Raw genomic sequence first — 21026 nt, forward strand, 5'->3', positions numbered from 1 at the left:
CGGTGACTTCGGGGGAAGATCGCGCTCATGTTTCCAGCAATCGGCTTCGTTGTCCTGATCGCGATGGTGTTCGGCGGCTTTGCGCTGACCGGCGGCGCGCTCGGCCCCGTGATGGCAGCCGTTCCGCACGAGATGATGATCATCGGCGGCGCTGCGGTCGGCGCGCTGATCATCGGCAATTCGGGACGCGAGCTGAAGGCGCTGGGCGGCGGCTTCATGAAGGTGATGAAGGGGCCGAAGTACAAGAAGCAGGACTATCTCGACGTCATCTTTCTGGTCAGCAAGCTGATGAAGCTGTTGCGGATCGACGGCCCGATCGCGCTGGAACCGCATGTCGAGGATCCCAAATCTTCGGCGATCTTCGCGGAATATCCGCGCCTGCTCGCCGACCATTCGCTGACCAACCTGATCGCCGACACGCTGCGGCTGGTGGTCGTCTCCTCGGGTACGCTCGACGTGCATGCGGTGGAGGAAGTGATGGACAACGCCATCAAGACTCACCACCACGAGGTCGCCGAACCGCAGCACGCGCTCCAGAATCTTGCCGACGCACTGCCGGCGCTCGGCATCGTCGCTGCGGTGCTCGGCGTGGTCAAGACGATGGGATCGATCGACAAGCCGCCCAGCATCCTGGGCGCGATGATCGGGTCTGCGCTGGTCGGAACCTTTCTTGGCGTGTTGCTCGCCTACGGTCTGGTGGGGCCGCTCGCCGGACGCCTGAAGCAGATCATCGACGCGGACGCCGCGATCTATCACACGGTCAAGCAGATCATCATCGCCTCGCTCCACGGCCACCCGCAGCCACTGGTGATCGAGGCCGCACGGTCCGGGATCGCGCATCACAATCAGCCCGGCTTCGCCGAAGTGTTCGATGGTCTGCGCGGGCGGTAATTCGTGATGTTTGTCGTTCCTGCACCGGACCGCTCCTCCACCCGGCCACCCGATCCGGTTACTCTCGTGGGTGGCCGCTTGGGGGAGCGGGCTGGTGCCGCCTCGCGCCGTGAGGCGCGCAAGCCATGACCGCGCGTGCACCTCACGCGGCGAAGCAGCCGCCCAAGATCGTCGTCAAAAAGATCTACATCGGCGGCGAAGGCGGTCATCATGGCGGCGCGTGGAAGGTCGCCTATGCCGATTTCGTGACAGCGATGATGGCGTTCTTCCTGCTGATGTGGCTGCTCGGCGCGACCAATGAAAAGCAGCGCAAGGCACTCGCCGACTATTTCGCGCCGACGCTGATCGAGTTCAAGCAGAACAGCGCCGGCTCCAACGGCCTGTTCGGCGGCGACGCGATTCAGGGCAAGGACAACTACCCCACCAACGCCAAGCAGACGGGCACGCGGTCGATGACCATTCCTGCCGGGGCGGTCGGCGGCGACCGGGTCGGTACCGGCGAGCAGGGCAGCCTCAAGAACAAGGAGGCGATGGACGCCGCCGACCGCAAGAGCTTTGCCAAGATGAAGAGCGAAATCGAGCGGAAGATGAAGGCCAATGGCCTGACCCGACTCGGCAAGCAGGTGCGGTTCGTGCCGACGCGCGAGGGGATGCGGATCGACCTGATGGACGATGCCGACTATTCGATGTTCGCGCTGGGCACGACCAGCTTCGTCCCTGATGCGGCCGCGCTGGTAAAGCTGGTCGCGCAATCAATCGCGGATTCGGAGAACCCGCTGATGATCCGCGGCCATACCGACAGCCTGCGCTATGGCGACCCGACCAACATGAACAACTGGATGCTGTCGAGCGCGCGATCCGAAGAGACGCGTCGTCGGCTGGTGGCGGCAGGGGTCCCCGAAACGCGCTTCGAGCGGATCGAGGGGGTCGCCGACCGCGAGCCGATGATTGCCGACAACCCCGCCGACCCGCGCAATCGCCGCGTCGCGATCACCCTGCTCTATCGCAAAAGCAAGCTGGGGCGTTGATTGCTTCAGCTTCGCAGAGGGTGCGGCACCGTCCTTCGCAGCCTTCCGCCGATGCTTCGCATCGTCGGAGCCTGGCTTGCGCCGCCGCACGCGTCGCATAAGCGACGCCAGGTATCCCTCAGAAGAACAGCTTTCGCACGCTGATCCGGACGGTCCGCCCGACCGGATCGAGCAAGGTCGGCTGATAGCTGTACGGCGTCCCACCGGTCGCGTCGGTCACCTTCAGGCGGTTGTCGAAGACATTGTCGACCGACAGTACGATGCGCGTCCCCGCTAGCCAGCGATTGTCACGGACGAATTTGAACTGCGGGCCCAGGTTCGCGAACAGGCGCAAATTCACAGTCGCGAAATCGTCGAAGCGAAGCTGACCGGTGCCAGTCGCCCCCCGGCGACGCGCGTCGCGCTCTGCCAGTCGGCGTTGAGGCGCAGGCCGATACCGTCGCGCACCACACCCGCGCGCACCTCGACCTGATGGCGCGGCGATCCGCCGCGACTCCCGGTCGCCGATCCGCCGAGCAGGTCGAGTTCGGGCAGGCCATCCCGAATCGTGATCCGGTCGGTGAGCGCGACGGTGTGAAATACGCCGAATTGCAACCGCCCGCCGCCGCCCCCACCACCGGGACCGCCAAAGCCACCGAAGCCGCCGCCACCCGGGCCACGCCCGCCACCGCCGCCAAAGCGCGGACCACCGCCCGGTCCTGCGCCCGGAGCTCCCTCGCCGCGTCGCGGACCTGCGCCTTCGGGTGGCGGCGGCGCATTTTCGCCCGCTTGGCCCGGCTGCGGCTGGCCCTGTTGCTGCTGGCGTTGGCGTGCGGCAATCATCGCCTCACGCCGCGCACGGAACTCCTCCGCCGCCTTGCGCGCCAGCGGCGAGCTGATCGGCGCGGAGAAGTTGATTCCCCAACGCAGCTGTTCTCGTTCGCTGCGCGCAAAGTTGACCGGGCGATTGTCGATGCGGATCAGCTGGCCGGCACCGTCGCGTTCGAACCGGTCCGGGAACGCGGCTTCGATCTCCGCCGTCGCGGTAGGAAAGGACGAGATCGGATTGCGGATCGTGATTTTGGTGTAGTCCAGGTTGAAGCTCAGATCGAGCTTCTGGATCGGCTGATAGTTGAGGCCCAGTTTCATCACGCTGCGATTGTCGGCGGACAGGCCCGGGTTGCCGCCATCGGTGCGGATGATGTCGACGGTCTCGCCCCGCACGAAGTCGAACACGCGGACATTGGGCGTCGCGACCACCGGATTGCCCAGCTGCTGAGCGCTGGGCGCGCCCTCCTCCTCGGTGAACGACGCGAGCATGCGCAGCCCGTCAATCGGTGACCAGTTGACGCCATATCCATAGGTCAGCAGCGTCCCGAAGTCCGACAGCTGCTCAACCTCGGCATTGGCATTGAGCGACAGATTGCCGAGCGGCCCGAGCACCGCCTTGCTCCGACTGGCGATCGGCAGGTCGATATTGGCGCGCGCGCTGCCACTCGTCCGACCGATATCGGTGACGGTATAAACCCCTGCGCGGCGTGACTGCGCGTCGAAATCGCTGGTCCGCGCCGCCAAACGCAGGCTGCTATTGATTGCGCCGGCGGGCAGGTCGGCGAGCGGACCGTTGACGAGGCCATCGACCGACCCGACGTTCGACACTGATTGCGCCCAGTCGGTCAGGCCGGTGTTGCGATCGGTGAGCGTGCGGGTTTCGGCGCGGTCCCAGTTTCCGGTCAGCGACCAACGCCATTTGGTCGAGATGTCACCGTTGAACGAAACGCCGCCCTGCAGCGTGTTGGTGCTGCTGCTGCGCTCGAGCGGATCGGTGCCACCAGTCGGCAGGCCGAGCAGCGAGTCGCTCCAATTCTGCTCCATCCGGAGATTGGCGGTCGCGACGGTCTTGCCGATATTGCGGCTCAACACGCCGTTCATCGTCAGGCTCTGCGTTGCGGGGCGCAGCGAGCGGAAGTCGATATCCGAACGCGGCGACGCGGGATCCTGAACGATGTCGCGCTCACTCTCCAGCAGCATCGAATCGCGCTCATATTCAAGGTCGAGGTTGATCCGGCCATTGGGATTGAGGCGGAGCATGCTCAGCTCCACATCCTGTCCCGCCGTGCCACCATCGGTCGCGGCGCTTCCGTCCAGCTCGACCGTGAACGAACGGAAACGGCGGCGGAGCACGATGTTCACGACCCGCTGATCGGCGCGATAGCCGAGCTTGAGTGCAGCCTCCTCGGGCAGGATGTCGATCCGCTCGATCGCCTCGGGCGGAATATCGCGGATTTCGCCGAATCCCGAAATGCGCCGGCCGCTGAGCAGCAACACCGGTGCACCGCCGCCGCGCCCGCGACCGCTGCGCGTCTGGGGTTCCAGTTCGGTCAGCAGTTCGGCGAGCGATCCGACGCCGTAAGCGCGGATGTCGGCAGGGTTGAGCACCAGTTCGGGCTTGACGTCACCGGGTACCGATCCGCGCGGGGCGGAACCGGTGACGACGACTTCCTCGACATCCTCCGCCATGTCGCCGCCGCCGGGCGCGCCCGGGTCTGGATCCTGCCCGCGTTGCTGCGGTGCCGCAGACGGTGCGACAGACCCGGACTGGGCACTCGCCATCGCCGCGGGCGAAGCCGTCGTCATCAATACCGCCATCATCCAGGCCGCTTGCCGCATCACATCACTCCAGAACGCATGAACACGCGCCGAAAAACTCGGCATCGGCGCATTAGCCGCGCTTTGTCGCAAAATTGTGCCGCTGCGAAGACGCGGTCAGGCGAACAGCGTTTTGGGGATATGCGAAATGCGGCAGGCAAGGTCCGCCTCGCCGCTCGCAACGATCCAGCCGTCGCCGGCATCGACAATGCCGGTGGTGAACACGACCGGGGCGGGCAAATAGCGACGATCGGCGATCCCCTGAGTCAGCGCGGGCCGCTCCTCCAGCAGCGGAGCATCATCCTGCTGCCGCACGACCAGCGACGGATCGTCGCGGTCGAGCAACGCCCAATAGGTGCGATAGACGCCGATCGTGTCGCTCCGCTCCACCCCATGATACAGGGTCAGCCAGCCCTGCGGGGTCAGCACCGGCGGCGTGCCCCCGCCCATCCGCAAATTGGTCGCGGTCCCGCGCCGTGCGCGCAGCCCAGGCGCGTCGAGCGGCTTCCAGTGCAGCCCGTCGGGGGAGTGGGCGAGCTGGATCGCCGGGCCGCCGGCGAACGGGCTGTCGGGCGGCGGCGCGAACCACGCCTCGCCCAGTGGGCGGGTCAGCGCCATGAACTTGCCCGCAACCTTCCCCTCGAACAGGCACATGTCCTTGTTCTGGTGGTCGAGCACGATCCCTTCGCAGCGATAATCGAGCCCGTTCACCGATCGGTAGAGCGCGGTGCACTGCCGCTCGTCCGACACCGCGCACACGGTCATGTACCATGCGCCGCCGATCAGGCTGATCCGCGCGTCCTCGATCCCCAGCCCCATATACGAGGCCGAGGGCTCGATCGCCTTGTCGTAATGGACCTTCACCACGCTGCGCCCGTCGCCCGAAATCTCGACTGGCAACAGCCAGGAGAGCGAGGTCAGTCCCGACAGGCGCGGCCCGTCTCCACGCAGCCGAAAGGTGCGCGGATCGTCCATTTCGATATCGCACAGCGGATAGCGGTCGAGCACATAGCCATCGGGGGTCCAGCGGATCGCGCGGGCATGGTCTCCGACTACCGGCTCGGTCAGCGCCTCGGCCACGCGGACCATCAGCAGCAGATTGCCGCCGGGCAGCCGGGTCAGGCCGGGGTTGAACGCGCCGAGCACATAGGTGTCGGCCCCAAGCGATCGGCGCAGCGGCGAGCGTGTCAGATCGACATCGTCGGGCGTGAAGATCAGCGTGTCGTCGATCACGGCATCTGCGCCCCTGCTGCCACTATCTGCGCCAACCGCACCACCACTTACTCGGTTCCCGACGAATCCTGCATTCCGGCGTGGTGGCGGATCACCTCGTCGATGATGAAACGCAGGAATTTCTCGGAGAATTCGGGGTCGAGATCGGCCTCCGCTGCTAGGTCGCGCAAGCGGGCGATCTGGCGCTCCTCGCGCGCGGGATCGGCGGGGGGCAGGTTCGTTTCCGCCTTGAACCGCCCGACTGCCTGGGTGATCTGGAAACGCTCGGCGAGGAGAAACACCAGCGCCGCGTCGATCCGATCGATGCTCTGGCGATAGCGCTGTAAAGTCTCTTCGCTCATCTCATGCCCTTCGCATTTGCCGCCGCGCGCCTTCTCGCCGCGCTTTGGTGCCTGCGCAACCCTCAACGCTTGCCTTTGCGTCAACTTGCCGCCATCGCGTGCGGCATGAGCGCGACCATTCATCGCATCGGCCGTGGCGCCGAACCCTCACTCGAACCGATGATCGCGCTGGTCACTGGCGACATGAACCATGTCAACGCCGTGATCCTTGACCGGATGCAGTCGCAGATCCCGCTGATCCCCGAACTTGCGGGTCACCTGATCGCGGGCGGCGGCAAAAGGATGCGTCCGATGCTGACGCTGGCCAGCGCACGGCTGCTGGATTATCCGGGCAACCGCCACCACCGGCTCGCCGCCGCGGTCGAGTTCATCCACACCGCGACGCTGCTCCACGACGATGTCGTCGACGGCAGCGACATGCGCCGGGGCAAGCGCACCGCCAATCTGATCTGGGGCAATCCGGCGAGCGTGCTGGTCGGCGATTTCCTGTTCAGCCGCAGCTTCGAGCTGATGGTCGAGGATGGCAGCCTCAAGGTGCTCAAGATCCTGTCCAACGCCAGCGCGGTGATCGCGGAGGGCGAGGTCAACCAGTTGACCGCCGCGCGCCGCATCGACCTCGACGAAGGCCGCTATCTCGACATTATCGGCGCAAAGACCGCCGCCTTGTTCGCCGCCGCCTGCCGCATCGCCGCGGTCGTGGCGGAACGCAGCGAGGCGGACGAAGCCGCGCTCGACGCCTATGGCCGCAACCTCGGCATCGCGTTCCAGCTGGTCGACGACGCGATCGACTATGTTTCCGACGCCGGAACGATGGGCAAGGATGCCGGCGACGATTTCCGCGAGGGCAAGATGACCCTGCCCGTCATCCTCGCCTATGCGCGCGGCAATGACGAAGAGCGCGCCTTTTGGCGTGAGGCGGTGTTGGGCCGCCGCAACGACGACGCGGATTTCGCGCATGCGGTCGAACTGGTCCGATCGAGCCGCGCGGTCGACGACACGCTTGCCCGCGCGCGTCACTATGGCCAGCGCGCGATCGATGCCATCGGCGGATTCCCGGCGAGCGCGGCAAAGGATGCAATGATCGAAGCGGTCGAATTCGCGGTGGCGCGGGCGTATTGAAGGACAGCATCCGTCATCCCCGCGAAAGCGGGGACCCATTTCCCGGACTGTCCAACCACTTGCCGGCTCGGTGCGCCGATAGCGTAGAGATGGGGCCCCGCTTTCGCGGGGGTGACGACCGGGGCATCGCGAAGTGCGCGACCTATTCCTCGACCGGCTCGTCCGCGTCCTCATCGACGCCGAGCACGTCTTCCTCGTCCACGTCGAGCGCTTCGCCGATCGCGTCGGCGATCAGGTCGAGCTGTTCGTAGCTGGCGGTCAGCTCGATCGTCTCGCCATCCTCATCCTCGAAATTGAGCAGATAGTCGCCGCTGCCGTCCGCCGCGACCGTGAAGCTTGAAACCGTCCGTGCCATACGCCGTCTCCTTTCCGATTGGGCGCAACGCATGCCGCGCGATCCGGTGCCATCGCGGCTTCAAGCATCGCGCCGAATTGCGTAGGGCGAGCGGGTGAGCGACCTTCCGATCCATGCCGTCCTGCCCGATCTGCTTGCCCGCCTGCGCGGTGCGAGCAACGCGGTGCTGGTCGCGCCGCCGGGGGCGGGCAAGACGACGGCGGTGGCACCCGCGCTGTTGGCCGAGCCATGGTGCGACGGTGAGATCCTGCTCCTCTCCCCCGCCGCCTCGCCGCGCGCGCTGCGGCGGAACGCATGGCGGCGCTGGCCGGGGAGAAGGTGGGCGCGACCTTCGGATACGCGACGCGGATGGACACGCGGCGGTCGGCTGCGACGCGGGTCACGGTCGTGACCGAAGGGATTTTCGTCAACCGCATCCAGGTCGACCCCGAGCTGGCCGGAATCAGCGCGGTATTGTTCGACGAGGTCCATGAACGCAGCCTCGACAGCGATTTCGGGCTGGCGCTGGCGCTGGATGCTCAGGGTGCGTTGCGGCCCGACCTGCGCATCGTGGCGATGTCGGCGACGCTCGACGGCGGACGCTTCTCCGCGCTGATGGACGGCGCGCCGGTGATCGAGAGCGAGGGTCGCAGCTATCCGCTGGAGCTGCGCCATCTTGGCCGCCCGGCCGAGGCGCGGATCGACGAGCCGGTTGCCGCCGCGATCCGCCAGGCTTTGCGCGAGGCTGAGGGCGGCATCCTCGCCTTCCTGCCCGGCGTTGCCGAGATCGAGCGCACCGCCGAGCGGTTGGGCGATGTCCCCGGTGCGGTGGTCTACAAGCTCCATGGCAGCCTCGACCCCGGTGCCCAGCGCGCCGCGATTGCCCCCGATCCGCAGGGGCGGCGCAAGATCGTGCTGGCGACGTCGGTCGCCGAAACCTCGCTGACCCTCGACGGCATCCGCGTCGTCGTCGATTCGGGACTGGCGCGTCGCCCGCGCTATGACCGCGCGGCGGGGATGACGCGGCTGGTGACCGAACGCGCGAGCCAGGCATCGGCGACCCAGCGCGCCGGTCGTGCGGCGCGACAGGGGCCGGGGGTTGCCTATCGGCTCTGGGAAGCCGCCGCGACAGCGGGGATGCCGCCATACGACCCGCCCGAGATCCTGGAGGCCGATCTGTCGGCGCTGACGCTCGATTGCGCGCTTTGGGGTGTCGCCGATCCGCGTGACCTCAACTGGCTCGACCCGCCGCCGGCCGCCGCCGTGGCCGAGGCACGCGCGCGGCTGACCACGCTCGACGCGCTCGACGCCGCTGGCCGCCCCACCGCGCATGGCAAGGCGATCGCCGCGCTCCCGCTCCCGCCCCGGCTCGGCCATATGCTGGTGCGGGCAGGGGAATTGGGGTTGGCGACCATCGCCGCGCAGGTCGCGGTGCTGCTCGGCGAGCGCGGGCTGGGCGGCCCCGACGCCGACCTCGAAACCCGGATGCGGCGCTGGCGGAGCGAACGCGGCCAGCGCGCCGAGGCGGCGTGGAAGCTGGCCGAGCGCTGGGCGAAACTCCTCCCTCTCCCCTCCGGGGAGAGGGCCGGGGATAGGGGCGGTGCCATGCCCTCTCCACTACTGCCCCTCTCCCAACCCTCTCCCCGGAGGGGAGAGGGCTTTGATGACGTCGCCCTGTGCATCGCCCTCGCCTTCCCCGACCGGATCGCGCGGCGGCGCGACGCATCGGGCGAGACCTGGGCCTCGGCCGGCGGACGCGGGTTCAAGCTCGACCCCGCATCGTCGCTCGCCCGCCACGAATGGCTTGCGGTCGCCGAAACCCAGGGGATGGCAGCGGGCGCGCGCATCCTGTCCGCCGCCCCGCTCGACCCCGCGCAGATCGAGACCCTGTTCGCCGATCGCATCGAAACGCGCCGCCATGTCCGCTTCGACCCCGCCACCGGGCGGGTCGAGGCCATGCGCGAACGGCGGCTGGGCGCGATCCGCCTGTCCAGTGGCCTCGACACTAGCGCCGACCCGGACGAGGTCGCCGCCGCCCTGCTTGAAGGAGTGCGCGCGCATGGCCTGGCGCTGCTCCCCTGGTCCGACACCGCGCGGGCGCTGCGCACCCGCGCCGCCTATGCCGGGTTGGAGCCGCTCTCGGACGCCGCGCTGATCGCCGATCTCGATGACTGGCTCCCCCGGCTGCTGACGGGCAAACGCCGCCTCGACGCCGTGTCGGCAGAGGGGCTGACCCAAGCGTTACAGAACCGCATCGGCTGGGACGGGCAAAAGACGCTCGACCGCCTCGCCCCCGCGCGGCTCGAAACCCCCGCCGGGTCGAGCCATGCGATCGATTATGCGGCGGAGGGCGGCCCGACGGTCGAGGTGCGGGTGCAGGCGCTGTTCGGCCTTGCGACGCACCCGATGCTCGGCGACGGCACGCCGCTGGTCCTGTCGCTCACCTCCCCCGCCGGTCGCCCGATCCAGACGACCCGCGACCTGCCCGGTTTCTGGAAGGGCAGCTGGGCCGACGTCGCCAAGGAGATGCGAGGCCGCTACCCCCGCCACCCCTGGCCCGACGATCCCGCCGCCGCCAATGCGACGCTGCGCACCAAAAATGCAGATGCACGGCGCAGCGGTTCGCGATAAAGAGCGCGTCATGGCAAGCGCACGCATCTATCAACGCCCCAAGAACGCGATGCAGTCGGGTCGCGCCCGCACCGACCGCTGGGTGCTCGAATTCAGAATCGACCGACAAGCAGCGCCCCGACCCGCTGACCGGCTGGGCCGGATCGGGCGACACGCGCGCGCAGCTGCGGCTGAACTTCCCGACGCTGGAGGCGGCGCAGGATTATGCGAAGCGCGAAGGAATCGACGCGCATGTCGTCCCGGCGCCGGTAAAGACGCTCAAGCTCCAGGCCTACGCCGACAATTTTCGCTGAGGCTCAGGGAAGCAGGCTGCTTCCCAACGCCAGTAACAGCTTCACGTCGATCGCCACGCCGCGTGCGCGGCAACCCGCGACATAAGCCGGGACGTCCGCCAGCTTGACGCGGTGGACGATGATATTCTCGCCTTCCACCCCACCGCCGTCGCTCACCCGCGTCAGGCCATGCGCGCGGACCAAAGTGAAACTCTCGCTGACCATGCCGGGCGACGAGAAGAACTCCCCCAGCGATTCGACCCGCGCCGCGCGATAGCCGGTCTCTTCCTCCAGTTCGCGGGCGGCGGCGATCTCGACCGCCTCATCGTCGCCGCCATCGCCGATCAGCCCGGCGGGCAGCTCGAGGCAGTTGCGGCCGAGCGGCACGCGATATTGCTCGACCAGCAGCAGATGCCCGTCGTCATCCACCGCGACGATCACCGCCGCGCGAATCCCGCGGGCGCGGGCGACATATTCCCAGCGGCCCTGGCGTTTCGCCGTGATGAACTTGCCCTGCCAGACCGTCTCGACCGGCGCGTCGCTGTCGGGAAAGCTCACAGCTCGATCAGCCGGTCGGGCAGCTCGTTCTGGTCAGTCGCGGTTTTGGGGAAGTGCGTGGTCAGCACCGCGCCGATCCGCGTCACCGCATCGGCCATGCCGCCCGCCGGGTCGCCGGCGCGCACCTTGTCGACCAGCGCGACCATCGCCTCGCCCCACACGCCTTCCTCGACCTTGGCCAGGATCGCTTCATCCGCGACGATCTCGGCGCGGTGTTCGGCAAGGCTGACATAGAGCAGCACGCCGACACGCGCGGCAGTGCGCTTTTCGGCGCTCGCCTTGAAGAACTGCACCGCGCGCCGCCGCACCCGCCGTCCGCGCACCGCTCCGGGGATCAGCACCCCGCGCATCGGCAACGCCTCGAAGCCGAAGCGCACGCCTAGGAAGACCAGCGCCTGAACCACCACCAGCAGCGCCAGCTGAAGATGCCGCTCCGCCTCCCCCCAACCGCCGGTGAACAACGCGAGCTTGGCGTCGAGCAGGTCGGGGAAGAAGGCGAACAGACCCAAGGCCGCCAGCATCGCCGCGCCGGCATAGTAAAGCGAGACATCGTGATAATGATCCGACCAGTCGGTGACAATTGTCACGATCTCGCCATCGGTACCGCGCTCAGCCTCCGCCACCGCAGCGGTGACGCGGGCATGTTCTTCAGCTGTAAAACGCCGTGCCATCACCATCCCCCCGATGCGCCGCCGCCACCGAAACCGCCACCGCCGCCGGAAAAACCTCCCCCGCCGCCAAAGCCGCCTCCACCACCCCAGGAGGAGCCACCGCCTCCGCCCCAGGACGATCCGCCGCCGCTACCCCAGCCGGGTCCCCAGATCACCACCGGCGCGCGGCCACGGCGATATTTCTTGCCGCGCGCCGCGCCGATGATGATCGGCAGCACGACGAAGATCAGGATCGCGAGCCAGAAGATCAGCACGATCAGGCCCGCGCCGTCTTTCTTGCGCGACTTGCCGCTGTCGATTAGCTGCTTGGCGCGCGCCTCAGCGGCTTCGAGCGGGAGCTTGAGTTGTTCGTTGATCGCGGTTGCGCCCGCCATGATCCCGCCGGGCATGTCCCCATCCCTGAAGCGTGGGATGATCGTGTCGCGGACGATCATCCCCGACAGCGCGTCGGTCATGATCGGCTCAAGGCCATAGCCGACCTCGATCCGCACCTTGCGCTCATTGGGCGCGACCAGCAGGATGATGCCGTTGTCGGCATCCTTCTGCCCGATCTGCCACGTGCGCCCGAGCTTGTAGCCGAAATCCTCGATCGGATAGCCTTGAAGGTCCGGCACCGTGGCGACCACCAGCTGACGCCCGGTCGCCTTCTCGGTCGCGTCCGACATCGCGGTCAGCTCAGCCTCCTGTGCGGGGCTCAGCAGATTCGCCGCATCTACGACCCGCCCGGTCAGCTTGGGAAAATTCTGCGCCGATGCCGCCTGCCCCGCAAAGGCGGCGAGCAACAGGGCGAGAAGAAGGTGCATCAGCCTCATGGCGTTGCTCCGGGTACATTGATTTCACGGATGATCGCGGCGCTTCCGGCTAGAATGGCCCCGGACATGTTGCCCGATCGGATGCGCGGAATGATCGTGCGGGTGATAATCGCCTTTGCCTCTTCGTCGCGTAGCACGCCTTCGAGGCCATAGCCGACCTCGATCCGCACCTGACGTTCATTGGGCGCGACGATCAGCATGACGCCGTCATCGACATCCACCCTACCGATACCCCATTTGCGACCCAGCTCCACACCGACGTCCTCGATCTTGCGGCCGTGCAGCGTCGGCAAGGTTACGACGACGAACTGGCCGCGCGTTGCGCGCTCGGTGGTCTGCAACGCACGGTCGAGCAGCGCCTCCTTGTCCGGCGACAGCAGGTCCGCCGCATCGACAACCCGCCCCGTCAGCGCGGGCAATGTCGGCGACGCATCCGGCGTCGACCCCGACCCTGCCGTCCCGCACCCGGCGAGGAGCAGGAGCGGCAGAAGGCGGTGCGCGATCAGTTGCTGTTCCCGAAGTCCACCTTGGGCGCGGTGTCGGCGCCCGGCGTGGTCGCCTGGAACGGGGCCATCGGCTTGGCACCGTAGAAGATCTTGGCGCCGATCGCGTCGGGGAAGGTGCGGATGGTGGTGTTATAGCTCTGCACCGCCTCGTTATAATCGCGGCGGGCGATGCCGATGCGGTTCTCCGTCCCCTCCAGTTGGCTCATCAGCGTCGCGTAATTGGCCTGGCTCTTGAGCTCGGGATAGGCCTCCTGCAGCCGCTGAAGCGACAGGGTCACGCCGGCCTGCACGCGGTCATAGGCGGCGAGCTTGGCGGGATCGGTCAGGTCGGCGTCGCTGACGCGCACCTGAGTCGCGGCGGCGCGCGCCTGCGTCACCTCGGTCAGGATCGCCTTTTCCTGTGCGCCCGCCGCGCGGACGGTGGAGACGAGATTGGGGATCAGGTCAGCGCGCCGCTGATATTGATTCTGCACCTCGGCCCATTTTGCCTTGGCAGTTTCTTCGGCGGTCGGAACGCTGTTGAGCCCGCAGGCGGACAGCATGGCCGCGGCAACCAGCGCGGCAACCAGACGAAGCTTCATCGCGGTGAATCCCTCATAGTGTGTCGCATCCATACGACACCGCACATTTAGGGGGCGCTCGGGTAGTGCGCAATGGAAACCGGAAATTTGCAGCGGAGCGAGGCGTTGGCTAGCCTCACCACGCACTCAAAGGGGGATCGCCCATGCTCAACGAATTCAAGGCCTTCATTGCGCGCGGCAATGTGCTCGACCTCGCCGTCGCAGTGATCATCGGTGCCGCGTTCGGCAAGATCGTGACGTCGTTGACCGAGGACATCATCATGCCGGTAATCGGCAGGATTTTTGGCGGCCTCGATTTCTCCAGCTACTTTCTGGTGCTGGGCGACGTCCCCGAGAACCTTCAGGGATCGACCGACTATGCCGCACTGAAGAAGGCAGGCGTCCCGCTGTTCGGCTATGGCGAGTTCGTGACCCAGGCGGTGAATTTTCTCATCATCGCCTTCATCATCTTCCTGCTGATCCGCGCGGTGAACCGCATCGTGCCGAAGCCCGAAGCGGCGGCGCCGAGCGATCCGGCCGACGTGGTGCTGCTGCGTGAGATCAGGGACGAACTGCGCAAGCGGAACGAAAGCGCTTGAGTTGAGGAGGCACCGTCAGGCGCCAAGAAAATTAGGCCGCCGCTAGATCCTCGGCGGTGGCATCCGCCAGACTGGTCCCGTCGAGGATGCGTGCGGTTTCGTCGCGTACCCGCGCCATGGCATGACGGATCGCGCACGCCGCCTCGTCCTTGCAGTCGAGGCAAGGGCGATAGGCGGTGCGGCTGACGCATGGCACCAGCGCCAGCGGCCCTTCGATCACCCGGATGATCTCGCCCAGCGAGATCAGGTGGTTGGCACGCGCGAGCCGGTAGCCGCCCATCTTGCCGCGCGTCGACAGGATGAACCCTGCTTCACGCAGATCGGCCAGGATCAGTTCGAGAAACTTGCGCGGCACATTCGCTTCGGCGGCGATCCGCGTCATCGGCGTCGGCGCGCCATCCCGCGGCTGCTTCGCCAGAAACAGCATGGCGCGCAGGGCATAGCGAGAGCGCTGAGTCAGCATGGCATGCTCTTTGCGCGCGGTTTATGGCGATGGGAAGGCCAAATCCCATCGTTCTTGTTAGATTTCGGCACCGACCCGCGCCAGAACCCGCTCTTTTCAATCGGATTTGGCGTCCCTATATCGGTGAGGCCGGGTTCGCCCGGCTATGACGATAAATTGTGGCGTGCAATAGACGCAGCGGACCCGGGGGCAGTACCCGGCGGCTCCACCAGAAATGGTGGCTTTCTGGAGACCGTTTCTGACGGGGCCGAACCAGGATCGACGTGTGTTGAAAAGCGTTTCTTTCGTTCGGAATGGGACCACCGCGACGGCCCATACACACAAGTGCCAACGATAACGAAGCACTCGCTATTGCGGCCTAACCCCAAGTCCTAACGGACTAAGGTTAGACTAAAATGCGCGGTTGGACCGCACCGGGCAACAGAAGCGGATTCCAGCGGTACGGGGAGCACCGGGCAACAGAAGCTCCCCACTATCTGCCCTTTGCCAGCTTCTCTTCCTCGACGCTGAACGCCGACCGCCCCTTGCTTGTGGGCGGAGTTGCGGTGGCGAAGAAGGCCACGCCCTTCCCCGCCGCGCGGTCGATCCACAGCCCCGAGCGTAACCCATAGGCCTCTCCGGCATGGCCGATCCGCGTGCGGCCATCGCCGAACAGGTCGTCGTCGCATCCGGCCCGCGCAGTCGGCAATGTGGTAACTGCCAGCCCATACTGGCAGTAGAAGCCACCCGTCGTGTCACCATTGGCGCCGTCGAAGCGCCACGCTACGCGCTCCAGCTCGGCGATCGACTCCTTCCTGAGGAACCTGCCGTCATTGCGCAGCAGCATCGCCCCAATCACCGCCAGGTCGCGCATCGACGCACGCAGCCCGCCCTGTGGCGAGAACAGCGCGCCATTTTCCCCCAGCCGGTATTCGCCAAGGTCGCAGCCATCTTTGGCGATCACCGCGCACTCGGGCCGCTTGCCCTTGAGGTCGTCGAGCGCGGTCTCCCCGCTCGCACGGTACAGTACGACATGCCGCGCAATCTTCGCGTCCGAACAAGTCGACCAGTTGAAACAGGCATCGAGCTTCAACGGCGTCAGGACCAACCGCTGCATCAGCCGGTCGAACCGCTCGCCACCGGCCTTCTCCATCACGCTCGCGATCACCGGGAATGCAACGTTGGAATAGCGGAAATAGCTGCCCGGACCGTGCTGTGCGTCCCATAACGTCGGTCGCGCAATCACATCGGCAAGCCGGTCGCCGAGCGGCACGCGATACTCCTCCGGGTCGATCAGCCCCGAACGATGCGACAACAGATGGCGCAGGGTCACCGGCGCGTCGGGAAAGGCCGGGTTGCGCATCCGCCAGCCCAGCACTTCCGACACGTCGCGATCCAGGGCGAGCTGCTCCGCCTCGACCATCCGCATCACCCCGAGCGCGACCACCAGCTTGGAGATGCTGGCGATCCGCACCGGATCGTCGGCGGTGACGCGGCGTCCGGTGGTGCGATCCGACACACCGTTCGCCCGCGCCCCCGTCACGCCCTTCGCGTCAAAGGCGACCCGCACCTCGGCCGGGCCGGTGGTCGCGCAGCCCGCGAGCAGCAGCCCGGCGACCAGCACGACCGACCGCATCGCGCTCAGCCCTTCTTCGCGGCGATGTAGCGGTCGACTTCCTCGCTCAGCACGTTGAGCGGCACCGCGCCATTGGCCAGCACCACCTCATGGAAATCGCGGATGTCGAACTTCGCGCCCAGCGCGGCTTCCGCCTTCTTGCGCAATTCGGCGATCTTGAGCTGGCCGATCATGTAGCTCGTCGCCTGGCCCGGATTGTTGATGTAGCGATTGACCTCCCGCTCGATATCGGCGGGCGAGATCGACGAGTTCGCCTTGAAATAGTCGATCGCCTGTTCGCGGCTCCACTTCTTGGCGTGCAGCCCGGTATCGGTCACCAGCCGGATCGCCCGCCACATCTGGAGCGAGAGCATCCCGAATTCCGAATAGGGGTCGGCATATCCGCCCATCTCCTTGGCCAGCCGCTCGGTATAGAGGCCCCAACCCTCGCTATAGACGCTGTATCCGCCGAAACGGCGGAACTTGGGCAGCCCCTCCAGCTCCATCGCGCGCGCAATCTGGAAATGATGCCCCGGCGCGCCTTCATGCACCGCAATCCCCTCCAGCTGGATCTTCTGCACCTGATCCATATTGGCAAGGTTGGTATAGTAGATGCCGGGTCGAGATCCGTCGGGCGCGGGGCGGTTGTAGAAAGCGACCGACGCGGTCCCCTCACGCCATTTCTCGACCGCACGCACCTCCAGCTTCGCCTTGGGCAGGCGGTGGAACCAGCGCGGCGCTGCCTCCATCATTTTGGCGACCACGGCACGCGCTTCGGTCAGATAGGCTTCGCGACCGGCATCGGTGTTGGGGAATTTCAGCTTGGGATCGGTCCGGACGACCTCGAAGAAGGATTCGAGACTACCGGTATAGCCGATCCGCGCCTTGACCGCTTCCATCTCCGCGCGGATCGCGGCGACCTGATCGAGACCGATCTGGTGGATCTGGTCGGCGGTCATGTCGGTCGTCGTATTCTGCGCCAGCCGGTTGGCATAGAAGGCCGCGCCATTGGGCAGACTCCACGCCCCGTCATTTCCTTTCGACTTGGGCTCGATCTCGTCGAGGACTGCGAACAGCGTGTCGAAGCCGCGCTTGAACGGGCCGGTCAGCGCCTTTTCCGCGTCCGCGATCAGCGCCGCCTTCTCGGCATCGGGGATTTCGAGCGCGGTCACCTTCTTGCGAAAATCAGCGAGCAATGTGCTGTCCTCGCCCGGCCCGAATGGCGCGCCGGTGATGACCTTGCGCGCGTCCTCGCGCGCAGGCTTGAATACCATCTTGGGGGGCACGATGCCCTTCTTCGCCTGATCGCGCATCGTCGTGGCGACCTCGCCCATCACCCGCTCGACCTCGGCGATCCGGGCAATGTAAGCGCGCGCATCCGCGACCGTCGCGATGCGGTGATTGTTGATCAGAAATACCGGGATCTGACCCGCCGGGCTGCCGTTGGTCGACACCGGAAAGCCATAGTCGCGGAACATGTATGACGCGCGCGACCGTTCGACTTGGGTCTCGAACAGGCGATAGCTCAGCCGCGCCTGCGGGCCGAGTTTCGCAGGATCGAACTGCGCGCGCATCTGTTTCAGCGTCGCCTCGGCCATCGCCATGCGTTTCTCGCCGCTGGCGCGGCTATAGTCGTCGAGCTTGTCGTAATTGGTCTTGAGGCCGAGCGCGGTTTGCGATTCGGGGCTCAGCGCGACATTGGCGTCGAACGCAGTGTCGAGAAACGCATTGAGCCGCGCATCCTCGGCCCGGGTATCGGCGGCGGCGGGCGCGGCCTGCGGCGCGGCGTTCGAGACGAGCGCGGGGGCGGCGACGCCGGCGAGCAGCAATGGAAGGGCAAGGCGAAGCGTCACGGGCGGTTTCCTGTGCGGGAGGAGCGAGATAGCCCACGCTACCGCCAGTTTCCGGGTCGAGCAAATGGCGCAGAAACGAAAAAGGGCCCCGGTTTCCCGGAGCCCTCTTCGTTCTTGCGACCGTCAGGCGATCAGTCGTCGCTGCCACCGGTCAGGAATGCCGGGAGGCCGATATTCTCGCCGCCCTCGTCCTTCGACTCCGAACGCTCGCTGCGCGGGCGGTCGTTGCGGTCGCCACGGTCGCGGCGCGGGCCACGGTCGCGGTCGCCACCACGGCCACCATCGCCGCGTCCGCCTTCGCGACGGCGATCGCCGCCACGGGCGCCTTCGCGATCACCACGCTCGCGCGGTTCACGGGCGGGACGGGTATCTTCCAGCTCGGCACCGGTTTCCTGATCGACGACACGCATCGACAGGCGAACCTTGCCGCGCTGGTCGATCTCGAGCACCTTGACCTTGACCTCCTGACCTTCGGACAGGACGTCGCTGACCTTCTCGACGCGCTCGTTCTTGATTTCCGACACGTGAACCAGGCCGTCCTTGCCGCCCATGAAATTCACGAACGCGCCGAAATCGACCAGGTTGACGACCTTGCCGTTGTAGATCTTGCCGACCTCGGCCTCTTCGACGATGCCCTTAATCCAGTTCATCGCAGCTTCGATCTGGCTGACGTCGGACGAGCTGACCTTGATCACGCCCTCGTCGTCGATGTCGACCTTCGCGCCGGTGGTGGCGACGATCTCGCGGATCACCTTGCCGCCGGTGCCGATGACGTCGCGGATCTTCGACTTGTCGATCTGCATCGTCTCGATGCGCGGCGCATGGGCCGACAGCTCGGTGCGGGTTTCGCCCAGCGCCTTGGCCATTTCGCCCAGGATGTGCGCGCGGCCTTCCTTGGCCTGCGCCAGTGCAACGCGCATGATCTCGTCGGTGATGCCGGCAACCTTGATGTCCATCTGCATCGTGGTGATGCCTTCGGACGTGCCGGCGACCTTGAAGTCCATGTCGCCCAGGTGATCCTCGTCACCAAGGATGTCGGACAGGATCGCGAAATCCTTACCTTCCAGGATCAGGCCCATGGCGATGCCCGACACCGGACGCTTGAGCGGAACGCCCGCGTCCATCATCGACAGCGAACCGCCGCACACCGTCGCCATCGACGACGAGCCGTTCGACTCGGTGATGTCCGACAGGACGCGGATCGTGTAGGGGAACTCGTCCTTGCTCGGCAGCACCGGGTGCAGCGCGCGCCATGCCAGCTTGCCATGACCGACTTCGCGACGGCCCGGCGCGCCGAAGCGGCCGACTTCGCCGACCGAATAGGGCGGGAAGTTATAGTGGAGCATGAAGTTCGAGTAGGACAGGCCGTCCAGCCCGTCGATCATCTGCTCGGCGTCCTTGGTGCCCAGCGTGGTGGTGCAGATCGACTGCGTCTCGCCACGCGTGAACAGCGCCGAACCATGCGCACGGGGCAGGAAGTGGACCGCCGCCTCGATCGGACGGATCTGGGTGGTCGAGCGACCGTCGATGCGGGTGCCGTCCTTGAGGATGGCGCCGCGGACGATTTCCGCCTCCAGCTTCTTGACCAGCTTCATCGCGGCCATCTGATCCTGCGGGGTGGCGTCGGAGAACGCCTCCTTCGCCTTGGCGCGTGCGGCGTTCAGCAGGTCCGAACGCTTGGACTTGTCGGTCACCTTATAGGCGGCGGCGATGTCCTTGCCGATCAGCTTCTTGAGCTTGTCCTTGGCGGCCGAGAGGTCGGCCTGCTCGGCCATTTCCCACGGATCCTTCGCGGCCTGCTCGGCCAGGTCGATGATCGCGTTGACGACCTGCTTGCACGCCTTGTGCGCGAACTGGACGGCGCCCAGCATGACCTCTTCCGACAGCTCCTTGGCTTCGGATTCGACCATCATCACGGCATTGCCGGTGGCGGCGACGACCAGGTCGAGATCGCCCTCTGCAACCTGCTCATTGGTCGGGTTCAGCACGTAGTCGCCATCGACATAGCCGACGCGCGCCGCACCGATCGGGCCCATGAACGGCACACCCGAGATCGTCAGAGCAGCCGATGCCGCGACCATCGCCAGAATGTCCGGCTCATTCTCGCCGTCATAGGACAGCACCTGACAGATGACGTTGATTTCGTTGTAGAACCCTTCGGGGAACAACGGGCGGATCGGGCGGTCGATCAGGCGGCTGGTCAGCGTTTCCTTTTCGGTCGCGCCGCGCTCACGCTTGAAGAAGCCACCCGGAATGCGGCCGGCGGCCGAGAATTTTTCCTGATAGTGCACGGTGAGCGGGAAGAAATCCTGCCCTTCCTTCACCGACTTGGCGGCGGTGACGGCGCACAGCACCACGGTTTCGCCGAGCGTCGCCATCACGGCGCCATCGGCCTGACGGGCAACCTGCCCGGTTTCGAGTGTCAGGGTTTGTCCGCCCCACTCGATCGATACGGTTTTCTTGTCGAACATGTATTTTCCTTTGGACCGGACGCCCAATGCGTCCGGGGCCTGTGTGCAAGCTGTCCGGCTTGCGCGGTGCGGGGTGACGTCACCCCTGTTGCGGGTTCATGGCCGAATTGCCGGTGACCCTGGATTCGGGCGGATGCCCGAAATGGCAAAAAGGCGACCCGAAGGCCGCCTTTCCGGTTACTTGCGAAGCCCGAGCTTCGCGATGAGGGCGGTGTAGCGATCCCCGTCCGTCTTGCGGAGATAGTCGAGGAGGCTGCGGCGCTTGTTGACCATCATCAGCAGGCCGCGGCGCGAATGGTTGTCCTTCGCATGGCCCTTGAAGTGGCTGGTCAGGTTGACGATGCGCTCGGTCAGGATCGCGATCTGGACTTCGGGGCTGCCGGTATCGCCTTCGGCGCGGCCATGTTCCTTGGTCAGTTCAGCCTTGCGCTCGGTCGTGATCGTCATGTGTTTTCCTTCGAC

At 66.3% G+C, this 21026-nt stretch carries 21 protein-coding genes, 1 other RNA gene and 1 pseudogene; 8 read left to right on the top strand and 15 right to left on the bottom strand.

Translation table 11 applies throughout. The features are described 5' to 3' along the window. Positions 1–27: 27 nt before the first annotated feature. Positions 28–891: a flagellar motor stator protein MotA gene (motA, locus tag LRS08_RS09200; protein WP_257843949.1), complete on the top strand. Its 864-nt coding sequence runs from the start codon at positions 28–30 to the stop codon at positions 889–891. Positions 892–1016: 125 nt separating this feature from the next. Further along, the gene (locus LRS08_RS09205) at positions 1017–1919 is read left to right on the top strand and encodes a flagellar motor protein MotB (protein WP_260481589.1); all 903 of its coding nucleotides are present in this window, start codon (positions 1017–1019) and stop codon (positions 1917–1919) included. A gap of 118 nt (positions 1920–2037) precedes the next feature. Here LRS08_RS09205 and LRS08_RS09210 read toward each other — a convergent pair whose 3' ends face one another. The 4 genes from LRS08_RS09210 to LRS08_RS09225 form a co-directional block, all read right to left on the bottom strand. Further along, complete coding sequence (locus LRS08_RS09210; protein WP_257843948.1) at positions 2038–2259, bottom strand: hypothetical protein; 222 nt, start codon at positions 2257–2259, stop codon at positions 2038–2040. Beyond that, the gene (locus tag LRS08_RS09215; RefSeq protein WP_257843947.1) at positions 2256–4568 is read right to left on the bottom strand and encodes a TonB-dependent receptor; all 2313 of its coding nucleotides are present in this window, start codon (positions 4566–4568) and stop codon (positions 2256–2258) included. Before LRS08_RS09215 ends, LRS08_RS09210 begins: the two co-directional genes overlap by 4 nt. Positions 4569–4664: 96 nt before the next feature. Beyond that, positions 4665–5780 carry a glycosidase gene (locus tag LRS08_RS09220; RefSeq protein ID WP_257843946.1) on the bottom strand — a complete coding sequence of 372 codons (1116 nt, stop codon included), beginning with the start codon at positions 5778–5780 and terminating at the stop codon, positions 4665–4667. Positions 5781–5827: 47 nt separating this feature from the next. Beyond that, positions 5828–6121, bottom strand: coding sequence for a chorismate mutase (locus tag LRS08_RS09225; RefSeq protein WP_257845452.1), 294 nt, complete (start codon positions 6119–6121; stop codon positions 5828–5830). A gap of 105 nt (positions 6122–6226) precedes the next feature. Here LRS08_RS09225 and LRS08_RS09230 point away from each other — a divergent pair, with 105 nt between their 5' ends. Then, positions 6227–7240, top strand: coding sequence for a polyprenyl synthetase family protein (locus tag LRS08_RS09230; protein WP_257843945.1), 1014 nt, complete (start codon positions 6227–6229; stop codon positions 7238–7240). A gap of 142 nt (positions 7241–7382) precedes the next feature. On the opposite strand, the gene LRS08_RS09235 is transcribed toward LRS08_RS09230, so the two are convergent. After that, positions 7383–7595, bottom strand: a complete 213-nt coding sequence (locus LRS08_RS09235) for a hypothetical protein (RefSeq protein WP_257843944.1) — start codon at positions 7593–7595, stop codon at positions 7383–7385. 94 nt (positions 7596–7689) lie between these two features. Here LRS08_RS09235 and LRS08_RS20285 point away from each other — a divergent pair, with 94 nt between their 5' ends. From LRS08_RS20285 to LRS08_RS09245, 3 genes and pseudogenes are all read left to right on the top strand, one after another. Next, the gene (locus tag LRS08_RS20285) at positions 7690–7986 is read left to right on the top strand and encodes a hypothetical protein (RefSeq protein ID WP_409456282.1); all 297 of its coding nucleotides are present in this window, start codon (positions 7690–7692) and stop codon (positions 7984–7986) included. Further along, positions 7890–10205 (top strand): ATP-dependent helicase HrpB, encoded by a 2316-nt coding sequence (gene hrpB, locus LRS08_RS09240; RefSeq protein ID WP_409456283.1) that lies wholly within the window; start codon positions 7890–7892, stop codon positions 10203–10205. The genes LRS08_RS20285 and hrpB overlap by 97 nt, the downstream gene beginning before the upstream one ends. Before the next feature lie 10 nt (positions 10206–10215). After that, positions 10216–10498 (top strand): annotated as a pseudogene (locus LRS08_RS09245) (ETC complex I subunit). 3 nt (positions 10499–10501) lie between these two features. Here LRS08_RS09245 and LRS08_RS09250 read toward each other — a convergent pair. From LRS08_RS09250 to LRS08_RS09270, 5 genes are all read right to left on the bottom strand, one after another. Further along, positions 10502–11035, bottom strand: a complete 534-nt coding sequence (locus LRS08_RS09250; RefSeq protein WP_257843942.1) for an NUDIX hydrolase — start codon at positions 11033–11035, stop codon at positions 10502–10504. After that, positions 11032–11712 carry a TPM domain-containing protein gene (locus LRS08_RS09255; protein ID WP_409456284.1) on the bottom strand — a complete coding sequence of 227 codons (681 nt, stop codon included), beginning with the start codon at positions 11710–11712 and terminating at the stop codon, positions 11032–11034. Before LRS08_RS09255 ends, LRS08_RS09250 begins: the two co-directional genes overlap by 4 nt. Then, positions 11706–12518: a YgcG family protein gene (locus LRS08_RS09260; protein ID WP_257843941.1), complete on the bottom strand. Its 813-nt coding sequence runs from the start codon at positions 12516–12518 to the stop codon at positions 11706–11708. Before LRS08_RS09260 ends, LRS08_RS09255 begins: the two co-directional genes overlap by 7 nt. After that, entirely contained in the window at positions 12515–12937 is a 423-nt protein-coding gene (locus LRS08_RS09265; protein WP_257843939.1) for a TPM domain-containing protein, read from the bottom strand. The genes LRS08_RS09260 and LRS08_RS09265 overlap by 4 nt, the downstream gene beginning before the upstream one ends. An 83-nt stretch (positions 12938–13020) precedes the next feature. Further along, positions 13021–13605: a LemA family protein gene (locus LRS08_RS09270; protein WP_257843938.1), complete on the bottom strand. Its 585-nt coding sequence runs from the start codon at positions 13603–13605 to the stop codon at positions 13021–13023. Positions 13606–13748: 143 nt separating this feature from the next. Between LRS08_RS09270 and mscL the strand changes: the two genes are divergently transcribed. After that, positions 13749–14183: a large conductance mechanosensitive channel protein MscL gene (gene mscL / locus LRS08_RS09275; protein ID WP_257843937.1), complete on the top strand. Its 435-nt coding sequence runs from the start codon at positions 13749–13751 to the stop codon at positions 14181–14183. 31 nt (positions 14184–14214) lie between these two features. Here the strand turns inward: mscL and LRS08_RS09280 are convergent, their stop codons facing one another. Continuing rightward, positions 14215–14646 (bottom strand): RrF2 family transcriptional regulator, encoded by a 432-nt coding sequence (locus LRS08_RS09280; protein ID WP_257843935.1) that lies wholly within the window; start codon positions 14644–14646, stop codon positions 14215–14217. An 89-nt stretch (positions 14647–14735) separates the two neighbouring features. On the opposite strand from LRS08_RS09280, the gene ssrA reads away from it, so the two are divergent. Then, positions 14736–15120: a transfer-messenger RNA gene (gene ssrA, locus LRS08_RS09285) on the top strand. On the opposite strand, the gene LRS08_RS09290 is transcribed toward ssrA, so the two are convergent. From LRS08_RS09290 to rpsO, 4 genes are all read right to left on the bottom strand, one after another. Then, complete coding sequence (locus LRS08_RS09290) at positions 15119–16261, bottom strand: serine hydrolase domain-containing protein (RefSeq protein ID WP_257843934.1); 1143 nt, start codon at positions 16259–16261, stop codon at positions 15119–15121. The genes ssrA and LRS08_RS09290 overlap by 2 nt on opposite strands. A 5-nt stretch (positions 16262–16266) precedes the next feature. Next, the gene (locus LRS08_RS09295; protein WP_257843933.1) at positions 16267–18093 is read right to left on the bottom strand and encodes a DUF885 family protein; all 1827 of its coding nucleotides are present in this window, start codon (positions 18091–18093) and stop codon (positions 16267–16269) included. Between the two features lie 131 nt (positions 18094–18224). Next, on the bottom strand, positions 18225–20564 hold the full coding sequence (pnp, locus tag LRS08_RS09300) for a polyribonucleotide nucleotidyltransferase (protein WP_257843932.1): 2340 nt from the start codon (positions 20562–20564) through the stop codon (positions 18225–18227). Positions 20565–20741: 177 nt separating this feature from the next. Continuing rightward, on the bottom strand, positions 20742–21011 hold the full coding sequence (gene rpsO / locus LRS08_RS09305; protein WP_224921952.1) for a 30S ribosomal protein S15: 270 nt from the start codon (positions 21009–21011) through the stop codon (positions 20742–20744). Positions 21012–21026: the final 15 nt, after the last annotated feature.

Origin of the sequence: Sphingomonas sp. J315 (assembly GCF_024666595.1) — a bacterium.
GTDB lineage: Bacteria > Pseudomonadota > Alphaproteobacteria > Sphingomonadales > Sphingomonadaceae > Sphingomonas.